Raw genomic sequence first — 13,572 nt, 5'->3', positions numbered from 1 at the left:
GCGACCGCGTCACATGGGCGAACGCACCCTCACTGCCGGGTCTGGCCCGCGTCCTTCCAGTACGGCTCGCGCAGCCGCCGCTTGTAGAGCTTGCCGTTGGGGTCGCGTGGCATCTCCGCTATGAACTCCACCGACTTGGGGCATTTGTAACCGGCCAGCCGGGTGGCGCAGTGGTCGAGGATCTCCGAGGCCAGACCGGGGCCCGGCGCATGCCCCTCGGCGGGTTCCACGACCGCGATGACCTGCTCGCCCCAGTCCGCGTGAGGGATCCCGAAGGCGGCGGCGTCGGCGACGGCCGGGTGGGTGAGCAGCGCCGACTCGATCTCGGCGGGGTAGATGTTGACCCCGCCCGAGATGATCAGGTCGATCTTGCGGTCGCGGAGGTAGAGATAGCCGTCCTCGTCCAGGAGGCCGAGGTCGCCGACGGTGAAGAAGTCGCCGATGCGGCTCTTCTCGGTCTTGCTCTTGTCCTTGTGGTACGCGAAACCCCCGGTGCTCATCTTCATGTAGACGGTGCCGAGTTCACCGGCCGGGAGCCGGGTGCCCTCGTCGTCGAAGATGGCGATCTCGCTGATGGGCCAGGGGCGGCCGACGGTCCCGGGCTTCTTCAGCCAGCCCTCGGCGGTGGCGAAGGTGCCGCCGCCCTCGCTGGCCGCGTAGTACTCCTCGATACAGCCGCCCCACCAGTCGATCATCGCGCGCTTGATGTGGTCGGGGCAGGGCGCGGCACCGTGGATGGCATGACGCATCGACGAGACGTCATAGGACCGCTTGACCTCGTCGGGGAGGGCGAGCAGCCGGTGGAACTGGGTCGGCACCATATGGGTGTGCGTACAGCGGTAGGTGTCGATGAGGCGCAGCATCTCCTGGGGCGTCCACTTGTCCATGAGCACCAGGGGATGGCCGATGTGCAGCGAGGAGCTCGCGAACTGAAGTACGGCGGTGTGGTAGAGCGGTGAGCACACCAGATGGACGTGGTCGGGCTCCTCGGCACGCGGGGTGATGCCGAAGAACCGCAGAAAGCCGCCGAGGTGGCTCACCTCGGGGAGCTTTCCGGTCAGCGCCCGGCGGATTCCGCGCGGACGGCCCGTGGTGCCGGAGGTGTAGTTCATCACCCAGCCCAGCTCGCGGTCGGCGGGCGGCTCCTCCGGCCGCCCCTCGATGAGCTCGGCGTACGGGCGGAAGCCGTCGATCGCGCCGACCGCGTAGCGGTGGGTCGCGGGCAGCCCCGCCTCGTCGGCGGCCGCGGCCGCCTGATCGCCGAAACGCTCGTGGGCGATCAGCACCTTGGCGCCGGAGTCGGAGACGATCCAGGCGATCTCGGGGCCGACCAGATGGTGGTTGACCGGCACCAGATAGAGCCCGGCCTGGGTGGCGGCGAGCGCGGCGACGAAGAACTCCACCCCGTTGGGCAGCACGATCGCCAGGGCGTCGCCACGGCGCAGCCCGGCGGCGCGCAGCCCGGCGACGAGCCGGTTGCACGCGCTGTGCAGCCGCCCGGCGGTCCACTCCGCACCGTCCGGGGCGATGAGCACGGTGCGGTCGGGCTCGAGCGCGGCCTGGGCCCAGAAGCCGTTGGGTGTAGGGGACATGGCGGTCCGGTCCTCCTTCTGACGGCGGTGTCAGGCGGTGTGGGGCGGGTGCGAACGGGTCGGGCGGGATGCGGTACCGGGCCCCGGGGCTCGCGATGTCGGCGCGGTCAGCCGCGCCGGGCGATGCGGTTGACGCGGTCGATGGCGCGCTCGAAGCCACGGGTCAGATCGTCGAAGACGGCCTGGACCGGACGGACGGAGTCCATCCGGCCGACGATCTGGCCGACCGGCGTGCCGAGCAGCGGTTCCACCTCGTGCTTCTGGATGCGGGAGACGGCCTCGGCCACCAGCAGCCCCTGGAGCGGCATGGGCAGCGGCTCGGGCCCGTCCGGGTCCTCCCAGGCGTCGGTCCACTCGGTGCGCAGCTGACGGGCGGGCTTGCCGGTGAGGGCGCGGGAGCGCACGGTGTCCCCGGACCCGGCCGCCAGCAGCTTGCGGGTGAGGGCCGCCGAATGGAGTTCGGCCTCCTCGGTGGTGAGCCAGAGGGAGCCGATCCAGACGCCCTGGGCGCCCAGGGCCAGCCCGGCCGCGATCTGCTCACCGCTGCCGATACCGCCCGCGGCGAGCACGGGCAGCGGGTCCACGGCCCGCACCACCTCGGGGGTGAGCACCATGGAGGCGATCTCACCGGTGTGGCCGCCCGCCTCATAGCCCTGGGCGACGATGACATCGAGCCCCGCCTCCTTGTGGTGGAGGGCGTGGCGGGCGCTGCCCGCGAGGGCGGCCACGAGGATGCCGTGGTCATGGGCGCGGGCCACGACATCGGCCGGGGGTGAGCCCAGGGCGTTGGCCAGGAGCTTCACGGGGTAGTCGAAGGCGACGTCGAGCTGGCTGCGGGCCACCTGCTCTAGCCAGCCGGTGATCCGCCAGCCGGACGCCTCACCCTCGGCGAGCTCGGGGACGCCGTGCTTGGCGAGGGTGTCGCGGACGAAGGCGCGGTGACCTTCGGGGATCATCGCCTCGATATCGGCCTCGGTGACCCCTTCCACCTTCTTCGCGGGCATCACCACGTCCAGGCCATAGGGCTTTCCGTCGGTGTGCTCCTCCATCCAGTCGAGGTCACGGGCCAGCTCCTCGCCCGCGCCGTATCGGACCGCGCCGAGCACACCGAGGCCGCCGGCCCGGCTGATCGCCGCGGCCACGGCGGGAAACGGCGTGAAACCGAAGACGGCGTGCTCGACACCCAGCCTTGCGCTCAGCTCCGTCTGCATGGGCGGCAGGATGCCGCAGGGGGGCGGACGAAGGAAGAGTTTTTCTGACGCTACGTCAGATTCAGCGGCAGAAAATCGTGGTCCGGCGGGAGAAAATCGCGTCCCGGGGCGTGCGGAGGGCTCGTCACGGGCCGTCCGGAGGGCAACATCGGGTCATCCGGAGGGCTGCCCCGAGAGCCGTCCGGAGGGCCGTCCGGGGTCACTTGCCGAGCACCGCCATCGCCGCGTTGTGCCCGGGGATTCCGCTCACCCCGCCGCCGCGCACCGCCCCCGCGCCGCACAGCAGCACATTGGCGTGGCGGGTCTCCACACCCCAGCGGCCGGTGCCCTCCTGGGCATACGGGAAGGCCAGGTCCCGGTGGAAGATGTTGCCGCCGGGCAGCCGCAGCTCGGCGTCCAGGTCCAGCGGGGTCTTGGCCTCGATACACGGCCGGCCGTCGGCGTCATGGGCGAGACAGTCGGCGATCGGCTCGGTGAGACACGCGTCCAGCTCCGCGAGGGTGGCGCGCAGCAGCGCGGTGCGCGCCGCGTCGTTGTCCTCGGTGAACAGCCGGGCGGGGGTGTGCAGTCCGAACAGGGTCAGGGTCTGATAGCCCTCGCGTGCGAGCTCCGGGCCGAGGATCGATGGATCGGTCAGCGAGTGGCAGTAGATCTCCGACGGCGGCCGGTGCGGCAGCTCCCCCGCGGCCGCCTGGCGGTACGCGTCCTCCAGCGCGCCGTACCCCTCGGCGATGTGGAACGTCCCGGAGAACGCCTCGCGCGCGTCGACCTCGCGGTCGCGCAGCGCGGGCAGCCTGCGCAGCAGCATGTTCACCTTGAGCTGCGCCCCTTCGGCGGGCGGGGCGGGCGGCTCCTCGCCCAGCAGCCGGGCCAGCTCGCGCGGTGCGGCGCCGACGAGCACATACCGGGCGGCCGCGGCGCCCTCCCCCGCCTCGCCCTCGTACCGCACCTCCGCCGAGGTGCCGTCGGTGGCGATCGAGGTGACCTCGCGCCCGGTGGCGATCCGCGCGCCCGCCGCGCGGGCGGCGTCGGCGAGGGCGTCGGTGAGCGCGCCCATGCCGCCGACGGGGACGTCCCAGTCGCCGGTGCCACCGCCGATCACGTGGTAGAGGAAGCAGCGGTTCTGCCGTAGCGACGGGTCATGGGCGTGGGCGAAGGTGCCGATGAGCGCGTCGGTGAGGACCACGCCCCGGATGAGGTCGTCGTCGAACGCCGCCTCGATCGCCTCCCCCAGCGGCCGCTCGAACAGCGCCTGCCACGCCGCGTCGTCCCCGATCCGCGCCCGCAGCTCGTCCCGGGTGGGCAGCGGCTCGGTCAGCGTGGGGAAGACGCGCTCGGCCACCCGCTGGGTCATGCCGTAGAAACGCCGCCAGGACTCGTACTCCCGCTCCGACCCGGTCAGCCGGGCGAACGCGGCACGCGTCCGGCCGGTGGAGCCGGTGTCCACCAGCAGCCCGGTGGGGCGCCCGCCCCGGACGTCGGGCGTGTACGAGGACACCGCGCGCTTGCGTACCGCGAAACGCAGTCCGAGGTCGTCCACGATCCGCCGCGGCAACAGGCTGACCAGGTAGGAGTAGCGCGAGAGCCGTGCGTCCACCCCGGGATAGGGCCGCGTGGACACGGCGGCGCCACCGGTGTGGCCGAGGCGCTCGAGCACCAGCACGCTCCGCCCGGCGCGGGCGAGATACGCGGCGGCCACCAGGCCGTTGTGACCACCGCCGACGATGACGACGTCGTACGCATCGCTGTGAGACATGCCCTCTGGTTAGCACGCGGTGATCGCGGGGGCCAGGCCACCGGGGGTCAGCTCTGCCGCGCCCGCACTCCCGGGCGAGCAGCGCCGTATCACGGCCGATCGCCTCCTGTACGCCTCCGGTGCCGGTCCGCCGCCCGGCTGGATGGCGGACCCGCCCCCTGGCATTGGTGGGAGTCGCGGTTCAAGGCCGCGCGGACCTCGTCCAGATGCCTGATCACCTCGATGGTCCCGGTGTGGCGGCGCCTGCCTTCCCCGCGGCCCCGGCCGTCTCATCCGCGTCGGCCGCCTCGGTCACCTCGGTCGCTTCAGCCATCTCAGGCGCCTCGGCTGTCTCGCCCGTCTCGGCCCGGTTGTCCAGCCGCTCCCGGCAGTGGGCCTCGTCGCCGCGGCTGACGAGGGTGTCGGGATGGTCCGGGCCCAGGACGCGGACGCGGGCGCGGGTCACCCGGCGGTAGCCGGCCAGCGCGTCGGACCAGCGGCCGAGCCAGCCCAGGGCGACGGCCACCTCACGACGGCTGACCAGGGTGTCCGGATGGTCGGGGCCAAGCACCCGCTCGCGGAGGGCGCACACCTCCCGCGCCTCGACCAGCGCCTCCTGCCAGCGGCCCAGCCGGCCGAGGCTGACGCCGAGGCCGTGCCGGGCGCGCAGGGTCTCCGGATCGGCCGGGCCATGGGCGCGGGCGCGGTCCTCGACAAGGGCACGGTAGACCGCGAGTGCCTCCGCGCCCCGGTCCAGCCGCCCCAGGCCGACGCCGATCTCATAGCGGGCGGCGAGGGTGTCGGGGTGGCCGGGGCCGAGGGTGCGGGCGCGGGCGGCGGCCACCTCGCGGAAGATGCCCAGGGCCTCGCCCCAGCGGTCGAGGCGGCCGAGGGCGTACGCCACCTCGTGGCGGGTCACCAGCGTGTCGGGGTGATCGGGGCCCAGCACCCGGGCGCGGGCGGCGGCCACCCCCTCGGCCATGCGGTACGCCTCCTCCAGATGCCCCAGACAGCCCAGGTTGAAGGCGAGGTTGTGACGGCAGCGCAGGGTGTCGGGGTGGTCGGCGCCCATGGTGCGCTCGCGGGCGGCGAGCACGGCCGTGTAGAGGCGCTGGGCCTCGGCGAAGCGGCCGAGGCGGCCCAGAGTGAACGCGGTCTCCTGGCGGGCGGCCAGGGTGTCCGGATGGTCGGGGCCAAGAACGCGCCGGCGGCCCGCCGCGACCCGCTCGTACTCGCGCAGCGCGTCGCCGGGGCGGCCCAGGACCCCGAGGGCGAAGGCGACCTCGTAGCGGCTGGCGAGGGTGTCGGGGTGGTCGGCGCCCAGGGCGCGCTCGCGTTCGGCGGCCACCGCCCGGTGTGTTTCCACCGCCTCCGCCCAGCGGCCCAGCCACCCGAGATCCAGCCCGGCGCGATGCCGCTCGGCGAGCCGGGCCCGCGCCCCGGGCGGGGGTGGCAGAGCGGGGCGCGCGGTGGCGCGGCCCCCGGTCCAGACGCCGGTGAGCGCGGCCGCCGCGTCGGGCGGGGTTGCCGAGAGCAGTCCCACGCCGCCGGTGTACGCCTTGGACCCGGTGGTCATCTGCCGGGCCCAGGCCGGGAGGCGGGGAGCCGACGGCCCCGCGGTCAGGAGGCGAGCCAGCGGCCCGGCGGCCGGAGGGAGCGGAGCCGGCGGTCCGGCGGCCGGGAGCGCGCCGCGCGGTGCGGGGAGCGTCGGCCCCCGGGACACCCGCGCCGGGGCGATCCGCTCGGCGAACTCGGCGGCGTCGCGCGGTCGGTCCTCCGGGGTCTTGGCCAGCAGATCGAGCACGGCGCGCTCGAACCGCTCGGGGAGTTCGGGCCGGTGGCGGCGCGGCGGGACGGGCGGGGTGTGACGGTGGCCGACGAGCACCGCCCATGTGTCGTCCAGGGCGAACGGCGGCGCCCCCGTGGCCAGTTCGTAGAGCACACAGCCCAGGGAGTACAGATCGCTGCGGTGGTCGACCGGGCTGCCCGCGATCTGCTCGGGCGACATGTAGTGCGGGGTGCCCATGGCGACGCCGGTGCCGGTGAGCCGGGAGGTGAAGCCGACGTCGTGGGCGAGGCGGGCGATGCCGAAGTCGCACAGCTTCACGGTGCCGTCGGTGAGCCGCATGATGTTGGCCGGCTTCAGATCGCGGTGCACCACGCCCTGGTCATGGGTGTAGGCGAGGGCGGCGGCGACCTGCTCCGCGATGTCCAGCACCTCGGGGACCGGCAGCGGCCGACGCTCGGTGCCGTCCAGCAGCTGGCTGAGATTACGGCCCTCCAGCAGCTCCATGACCAGGTAGAGCACACCTTCGTGCTCGCCGAAGTCATGCACCACGGTGACCCCGCGGTGCTGGAGCGCGGCGGCCACCCGCGCTTCCCGGCGGAAGCGCTCCCGCACCACCCCGGTGAAGGCGGGGTCGTGCCGCGACCCCAGGGGCTTGAGGCATTTGACGGCGACACGGCGGCCGAGTGACTCGTCGCGCGCCCGCCACACCTCGCCCATGCCCCCGCGCCCGATCCGGTCCAGCAGCCGGTACCGGTCCTGGATCAGCCTGATGTCCGCCATGCTCCCCCTGCCTTGGCGGAAGTCAGCTCCCGCCGCCCCCGTGGAGACCGGCCGCGTGCGGCAACGCCCCCGTCGCATCCCCGCTGTCCAGTATGGCCGCGTTCCTGCGGAGTTTGTAGGGCGAGGGGCGGCTGCCCGGGCCGAGCCGTTCCACCGCCCGCAGGATGTGCTTCGGCGGAAGCTGCCAGCGGGCCTTGGGCGGGATGCAGCGCAGCGCCCTGCCCATCGCCCGCAGTCGGCGGGTGACCACGTGGGGGGCGGGCGCGGGGCGCCCGTACAGCTCGTGGGCGTACGGGGGCAGGGATCCGTAGGCGAGCGCGGCGAAGCGCCCCCAGAACACCTCGCGCGCCGGGACGAGCAGGGCATGGACCGGCGGCCGCCGCAGAAAGGCGTCCACCTCGCGGGCCTCGGGGGTGTCGGCGAGTTCGGGGCGCACCTTCTCGAAGTACGCGGCGAGCTCCGCCGTATCGGCCGGTACCTCGGCGGGGTCGAGGCCGACCAGCCGGGCGGACACCACGTTCTCGGCGACATAGGCGTCCGCCTGGGCGTCGGTGAGCGGATAGCCGGAGCGCCGCATCACATGCAGGTAGGAGTCGATTTCGGCGCAGTGCACCCACAGCAGCAGTTCGGGCTCGTCGACGCCGTGCCGGACACCGGTGACGGGGTCGGTCAGGGAGAGCCTGCGGTGAATGCCCCGGACCTGGGCGCCCGCCCGCTCGGCCGCCTCCGTGGTGCCGTAGGTGACGGTGGCGACGAACCGCGCGGTGCGCAGCAGCCTTCCCCAGGCGTCCTTGCGAAAGTCGGAGTTCTGGGTGACGCCGCGCACCGCGAGCGGATGCAGGGCCTGGAGATACAGGGCGCGCACCCCCGCGATCCACATCACCGGGTCGCCATGCATCTGCCAGGTGACCGACCGGGGGCCGTAGAGCCCAGGGTCCGCCTCCGATCCGCCCAGCCGCCGTATGGCCACCACCACGGCCACCACCTCCCGACGGCCAGCCTAAGCGGATCGGCGGACGTCGGACGCGGTTCGGTGGCGCCCCGAAGGCGCGGGGGCTGCGATCGATGTGCGGCTCCGCCGCGCGGCGCGACCGGCCACGACGGCGCCGCGGACGATCGACGGCAGGTCAGGGCACTTCCAGCGGGGCGCTCAGGCTCCATCGGACCCCCGAGCGGGACACCGCGCGGCCCGTGCGGGGCTCACTTCGCGAGGGGCTGGGTGAACCGCAAGAGGTTTCCGGCGGGGTCGCGGAACGCGCAGTCGCGGACGCCGTAAGGCTGGTCCATGGGCTCCTGGAGCACCTCGCCGCCCGCGGCGCTGATGCGCTCGAAGGTGGCGTCGCAGTCGTCCGTCGCGAAGATGACTCCGCGCAGCATGCCCTTGGCCATCAGCTCGGCCATGGCCTGTCTGTCGGCCGGGGAGGCGTTCGGGTCGGCGAGAGGCGGCTCCAGGACGATGTTCACATCCGGCTGCGAGGGCGACCCGACGGTCACCCAGCGCATCCCCTCGAACCCCACGTCATTGCGGACCTCGAGGCCGAGCACATCGCGGTAGAAGGGGATCGCCTTGTCGTGGTCGTCGACGGCGATGAAACATTGGGAGAGCGTGATGTCCATGCCGCTCACGCTACGGCCGGGCGGCGGGACGCGCTTCTCCGTTCCTGACCGGCCGCGTGTGGATCTTGGCCATGCACGCCGGGATGGCGGCGCCATGGTCATGGCTCCGGGCCCGGTAGCTGCTCGGGCTCTCGCCGACCAGCTGTGTGAAGCGCGAGCTGAACGACCCCAGCGAGGTACAGCCCACCGCGATGCAGACCTCGGTCACCGAGAGGTCGCCGCGCCGCAGCAGCGCCTTGGCCCGCTCGATGCGGCGGGTCATGAGGTAGCTGTACGGCGTCTCGCCGAAGGCGGCGCGGAAGCTGCGGGAGAAATGGCCGGGCGACATCAGGGCGCCCCGCGCCAGCGCCGGGACGTCGAGCGGCTCGGCGTAGTCGCGGTCCATCCGGTCGCGGGCCCGCCGCAGCCGGACGAGGTCATCGAGATCCTGCCGTTTCACCCGCTCAGCTTCGCACAGCGCCCAGGGGCGCGGACGAGGGGCCGCGACTGGGAGCGAGAGGCGACCGGACCGGTCAGGAATGGAGAAGCCCCGGTCAGAAGGGCGCGGCTAGCGTGACCGCCATGGACCTCACCATTCACTGGACCTTCCTTCCGCATGACGACCCGGACGCCTCCCTGGCCTTCTACCGCGACACCCTCGGCTTCGAGATCCGTAAGGACGTCGGGTACGACGGCATGCGCTGGCTCACGGTCGGCCCCGCCGGCCAGCCCGGAACCTCCATCGTCCTGGAGCCTCCGGCCCTCGACCCCGGCATCACAGACGACGAGCGCCGCACCATCGTGGAGATGATGGCTAAGGGCAGCTACGCCCGTCTCACCCTGGCCACCGCCGACCTCGACGGCGTCTTCGCCCGGGTGCGGGGCAGCGGCGCCGAGGTCGTCCAGGAGCCGACCGAGCAGCCGTACGGGATTCGCGACTGCGCCTTCCGCGACCCCGCGGGCAACATGATCCGCATCAACGAGCTGCGTTGAGCCCTCCGGCGACGGCGGCCACGACCCGCGAACCGGACGTATTGTTCGAAGCCGACCAGGTCGAGCCAGGCGACACCGGTGGGGACCGCGAAGACGGTCCCCGCCCGAACAGATGGAGACACGATGAGCATGGCCACGGAGACGGGCACGCGGTCGCCTGCGCCCCACGCCGCCGACAGCCACGATCTGATCCGGGTGCACGGCGCGCGCGAGAACAACCTCAAGGACGTCAGCATCGAGATCCCGAAGCGCCGGCTGACGGTGTTCACCGGCGTCTCGGGCTCGGGCAAGAGCTCGCTGGTGTTCAACACGATCGCCGCGGAGTCACAGCGGCTGATCAACGAGACCTACAGCACCTTTGTGCAGGGCTTCATGCCGACGCTGGCGCGGCCCGAGGTCGATGTGCTCGAGGGGCTGACCACCGCGATCATCGTGGACCAGCAGCGGATGGGTGCCGATCCCCGCTCCACGGTCGGCACCGCCACCGACGCCAACGCGATGCTGCGCATCCTCTTCAGCCGGCTCGGCGAGCCGCATATCGGCCCGCCCGGCGCGTACTCCTTCAACACCGCCTCGGTCTCCGCGAGCGGTGGGTTCACGGTCGACCGCGGCGCCGAGAAGACCAGGACCGAGAAGGTGTCCTTCAGCCGCACCGGTGGCATGTGCACGCACTGCGAGGGCCGGGGCACGGTCTCCGACATCGACCTCACCCAGCTCTACGACGACTCCAAGTCGCTCTCCGAGGGTCCATTCACCATCCCCACCTACACCGGGGACGGCTGGGTCGTGCGGGTCATCACCGAGTCGGGCTTCTTCGACAGGGACAAGCCGATCCGTGAGTACACCAAGAGGGAGCGGCACGACTTCCTCCACCGCGAGCCCACCAAGGTGAAGATCAACGGCGTCAACCTCACCTATGAGGGGCTGATCCCGAAGCTCCAGAAGACCTTCCTCGCCAAGGACCGCGAGTCGATGCAGCCGCATATCCGGGCGTTCGTGGACCGGGCGGTCACCTTCGCCCGGTGTCCCGAATGCGACGGCACCCGGCTGAGCGAGGCGGCCCGGTCCTCCCGGATCGGCAAGGTCAGCATCGCCGACGCCTGCGCGATGGAGATCCGCGACCTGAGCGAATGGATCCGTGGGCTGGACGAGCCGTCGGTGGCGCCGCTGCTCGCCAAGCTCCAGCACACCATGGACTCGTTCGTGGAGATCGGCCTCGGCTACCTCTCGCTCGACCGGGCCTCGGGCACGCTCTCCGGCGGCGAGGCACAGCGCGTCAAGATGATCCGCCACCTGGGCTCCTCGCTCACCGACGCCACCTACGTCTTCGACGAGCCCACCACGGGTCTGCACCCCCATGACATCCAGCGGATGAACAACCTGCTGCTGCGGCTGCGGGACAAGGGCAACACGGTGCTCGTGGTGGAGCACAAACCGGAGACGATCGCCATCGCCGACCATGTGGTGGACCTCGGACCGGGCGCCGGTACGGCGGGCGGCGCCGTCTGTTTCGAGGGGACCGTCGAGGGGCTGCGCGACAGCGACACCGTCACCGGCCGCCACCTGGACGACCGGGCAGTGCTCAAGGAGACGGTGCGCAAGCCCACCGGCACGCTGGAGATCCGCGGCGCGACGGCGAACAACCTGCGCGATGTCGACGTGGACGTCCCGCTCGGCGTGCTCTGTGTGGTCACCGGCGTCGCCGGCTCCGGCAAGAGCTCGCTCATCCACGGTTCCATCCCGGTCCCGGAGGGTGTGGTCTCGGTGGACCAGACCCCGATCCGCGGTTCGCGGCGGAGCAACCCGGCCACGTACACCGGGCTGCTCGACCCGATCCGCAAGGCGTTCGCCAAGGCCAACGGCGTCAAACCGGCGCTGTTCAGCGCCAACTCCGAGGGCGCCTGCCCCACCTGCAACGGCGCCGGCGTCATCTACACCGACCTGGCGATCATGCAGAGCACCGCCACCACCTGCGAGGAGTGCGACGGCAGGCGATTCGACGCGTCGGTGCTCGAGTACCACCTCGGCGGCCTTGACATCAGCGAGGTGCTCGCGATGTCGGTGGTCGAGGCCGAGGAGTTCTTCGGCGGCGGTGCGGCGCGCACACCGGCCGCCCACAGGATCCTCCAGCGGATGGCGGACGTCGGCCTCGGCTATCTCCGCCTCGGCCAGCCGCTCACCACGCTGTCCGGCGGTGAGCGGCAGCGGCTCAAGCTGGCCGTGCACATGGCCGACAAGGGCGGTGTCTACATCCTCGACGAGCCGACCACCGGGCTGCACCTCGCCGACGTGCAGCAGCTGCTCGGGCTGCTCGACCGGCTGGTCGACTCCGGCAAGTCGGTCATCGTCATCGAGCACCACCAGGCCGTCATGGCACACGCCGACTGGATCATCGACCTCGGCCCCGGCGCGGGCCACGAGGGCGGCGAGGTCGTCTTCGAGGGCACACCCGCCGACCTCGCCGCCGCCCGCTCCACCCTCACCGGCGAGCACCTGGCGGAGTACGTCGGCGGCTGACCGGAGGCGTCGGCGGCCGACCGGGGCGTCGCGGGAAGCGCCGTCGCGGCGGCTCAGCGGCGCACCCGTGGCATCCCCAGGCCGATCCAGGAGATGATCTCCCGCTGGACCTCGTTGTTGCCGCCGCCGAAGGTGAAGACGACGCTGCTGCGGTAGCCGCGCTCCAGCTCACCGTGGAGGACCTCGCCCGCCGAGCCCTCCTTCAGCGGTCCGGCGGCGCCGACGATCTCCATCAGCCAGGCGTAGGCGTCGCGGCGCGCCTCCGAGCCGTACACCTTGACGGCGGAGGCGTCCTGCGGGGTGAGGGCGTCGCGCTGGAGGGCCTCCACCATCTGCCAGTTGAGCAGCTTCATGGCGTCCAGCCGGGCGTGCGTACGGGCCAGCCGGCCGCGCACCCAACCCAGGTCGATCACCCGGCGGCCGTCGGGGAGCTTGGTGTCGGCGGCCCACTGGCGGACGCCGCGCAGGGCGCGGATGGCCATGGTGCCGTGGGCGGCGAGGGTGACCCGTTCGTAGTTGAGCTGGGTGGTGATCATGCGCCAGCCCTCGTTCTCGGCGCCGACGCGGCGGGTGGCCGGGACGCGGATGTTCTCGTAGTAGCTGGCGGTGGTGTCGTGCGAGGCGAGGGTCCTGATGAGGGTGGCGGAGTAGCCGGGGTCGTCGGTCGGGACGAGCAGGATGCTGATGCCCTTGTGGGGTTTGGCCTCCGGGTCGGTGCGGACCGCGAGCCAGACCCAGTCGGCGGTGTCGCCGTTGGTCGTCCAGGTCTTCTGACCGTTGATGATGTAGTCGTCGCCGTCGCGCACCGCGCGGGTCTTGAGCGAGGCGAGGTCGGTACCGGCGTCGGGCTCGCTGTAGCCGATGGCGAAGTCGATCTCACCGGAGAGGACTTTGGGGAGGAAGTACCCCTTCTGCTCCTCGGTGCCGAACCGCATGATCGTGGGCCCGACCGTGTTGAGCGCCATCAGCGGCAGCGGCACCCCGGCCTGGGCCGCCTCGTCGAAGAAGATGAACTGCTCGACCGGGCCGAGCCCGCGCCCGCCGTACTCCTCTGGCCAGCCCACCCCCAGCCAGCCGTCCGAGCCGAGCCGGCGGATGGTCGCGCGGTAGAACCGCTTCTGCCCGGTGGAATCGGCGTAGCGGGCGTAGGCGTCGTCGGGGACCAGTTCGGCGAAGTACGCGCGCAGCTCATCGCGCAACCGCCGCTGATCAGGGGTGTATTCGAGGTCCACGGCCCCTCCTGGAGTCTCGCGTGCGCCGTGACGGCGGGCTGGGAGCGTCCTGGGATCGAGGGGCACGGTAGAACGTGTTCCAACAATACGGAAGGGCCGTGGACCGGGCCCGTCGACCCGGTCCACG

General features: G+C 72.3%; 10 protein-coding genes. 2 read left to right on the top strand and 8 right to left on the bottom strand.

Translation table 11 applies throughout. The features are described from left to right. Nucleotides 1-29: 29 nt before the first annotated feature. The 7 genes from AB0E24_RS33210 to AB0E24_RS33180 form a co-directional block, all read right to left on the bottom strand. Nucleotides 30-1,592 carry an acyl-CoA synthetase gene (locus AB0E24_RS33210; RefSeq protein WP_093701424.1) on the bottom strand — a complete coding sequence of 521 codons (1,563 nt, stop codon included), beginning with the start codon at nucleotides 1,590-1,592 and terminating at the stop codon, nucleotides 30-32. Between the two features lie 107 nt (nucleotides 1,593-1,699). Further along, nucleotides 1,700-2,803, bottom strand: coding sequence for an NAD(P)H-dependent flavin oxidoreductase (locus AB0E24_RS33205; RefSeq protein ID WP_069871370.1), 1,104 nt, complete (start codon nucleotides 2,801-2,803; stop codon nucleotides 1,700-1,702). Between the two features lie 199 nt (nucleotides 2,804-3,002). After that, a complete protein-coding gene (locus AB0E24_RS33200) occupies nucleotides 3,003-4,559 on the bottom strand; it encodes a phytoene desaturase family protein (RefSeq protein ID WP_359382555.1) in 1,557 nt (518 codons plus the stop codon). Nucleotides 4,560-4,773: 214 nt separating this feature from the next. Beyond that, complete coding sequence (locus tag AB0E24_RS33195; protein WP_359382552.1) at nucleotides 4,774-7,107, bottom strand: serine/threonine-protein kinase; 2,334 nt, start codon at nucleotides 7,105-7,107, stop codon at nucleotides 4,774-4,776. 22 nt (nucleotides 7,108-7,129) lie between these two features. Beyond that, nucleotides 7,130-8,005, bottom strand: a complete 876-nt coding sequence (locus AB0E24_RS33190) for an oxygenase MpaB family protein (protein WP_251772973.1) — start codon at nucleotides 8,003-8,005, stop codon at nucleotides 7,130-7,132. A 302-nt stretch (nucleotides 8,006-8,307) separates the two neighbouring features. Then, a complete protein-coding gene (locus AB0E24_RS33185; RefSeq protein ID WP_069871537.1) occupies nucleotides 8,308-8,724 on the bottom strand; it encodes a VOC family protein in 417 nt (138 codons plus the stop codon). Between the two features lie 10 nt (nucleotides 8,725-8,734). Continuing rightward, on the bottom strand, nucleotides 8,735-9,163 hold the full coding sequence (locus tag AB0E24_RS33180; RefSeq protein ID WP_069871363.1) for a helix-turn-helix transcriptional regulator: 429 nt from the start codon (nucleotides 9,161-9,163) through the stop codon (nucleotides 8,735-8,737). 122 nt (nucleotides 9,164-9,285) lie between these two features. Between AB0E24_RS33180 and AB0E24_RS33175 the strand changes: the two genes are divergently transcribed. Both AB0E24_RS33175 and AB0E24_RS33170 read left to right on the top strand, forming a co-directional pair. Then, nucleotides 9,286-9,696: a VOC family protein gene (locus tag AB0E24_RS33175; protein ID WP_093700613.1), complete on the top strand. Its 411-nt coding sequence runs from the start codon at nucleotides 9,286-9,288 to the stop codon at nucleotides 9,694-9,696. A gap of 123 nt (nucleotides 9,697-9,819) precedes the next feature. Next, nucleotides 9,820-12,213, top strand: a complete 2,394-nt coding sequence (locus AB0E24_RS33170; RefSeq protein ID WP_147966516.1) for an ATP-binding cassette domain-containing protein — start codon at nucleotides 9,820-9,822, stop codon at nucleotides 12,211-12,213. Nucleotides 12,214-12,266: 53 nt separating this feature from the next. On the opposite strand, the gene AB0E24_RS33165 is transcribed toward AB0E24_RS33170, so the two are convergent. Beyond that, nucleotides 12,267-13,445, bottom strand: a complete 1,179-nt coding sequence (locus AB0E24_RS33165; RefSeq protein ID WP_069871358.1) for an acyl-CoA dehydrogenase family protein — start codon at nucleotides 13,443-13,445, stop codon at nucleotides 12,267-12,269. Nucleotides 13,446-13,572 lie beyond the last annotated feature (127 nt).

Source organism: Streptomyces malaysiensis subsp. malaysiensis, from assembly GCF_040653035.1.
GTDB classification, from domain to species: domain Bacteria; phylum Actinomycetota; class Actinomycetes; order Streptomycetales; family Streptomycetaceae; genus Streptomyces; species Streptomyces malaysiensis.
This window is presented reverse-complemented; position numbering and strand designations above follow the sequence as displayed.

Coding starts and splice junctions, on each gene's coding strand:
- AB0E24_RS33210 (WP_093701424.1), bottom strand. CDS start 1,592: ATGTCCCCTACACCCAACGGCTTCTGGGCCCAGGCCGCGCTCGAGCCC.
- AB0E24_RS33205 (WP_069871370.1), bottom strand. CDS start 2,803: ATGCAGACGGAGCTGAGCGCAAGGCTGGGTGTCGAGCACGCCGTCTTC.
- AB0E24_RS33175 (WP_093700613.1), top strand. CDS start 9,286: ATGGACCTCACCATTCACTGGACCTTCCTTCCGCATGACGACCCGGAC.
- AB0E24_RS33190 (WP_251772973.1), bottom strand. CDS start 8,005: ATGCATGGCGACCCGGTGATGTGGATCGCGGGGGTGCGCGCCCTGTAT.
- AB0E24_RS33170 (WP_147966516.1), top strand. CDS start 9,820: ATGAGCATGGCCACGGAGACGGGCACGCGGTCGCCTGCGCCCCACGCC.
- AB0E24_RS33200 (WP_359382555.1), bottom strand. CDS start 4,559: ATGTCTCACAGCGATGCGTACGACGTCGTCATCGTCGGCGGTGGTCAC.
- AB0E24_RS33195 (WP_359382552.1), bottom strand. CDS start 7,107: ATGGCGGACATCAGGCTGATCCAGGACCGGTACCGGCTGCTGGACCGG.
- AB0E24_RS33185 (WP_069871537.1), bottom strand. CDS start 8,724: ATGGACATCACGCTCTCCCAATGTTTCATCGCCGTCGACGACCACGAC.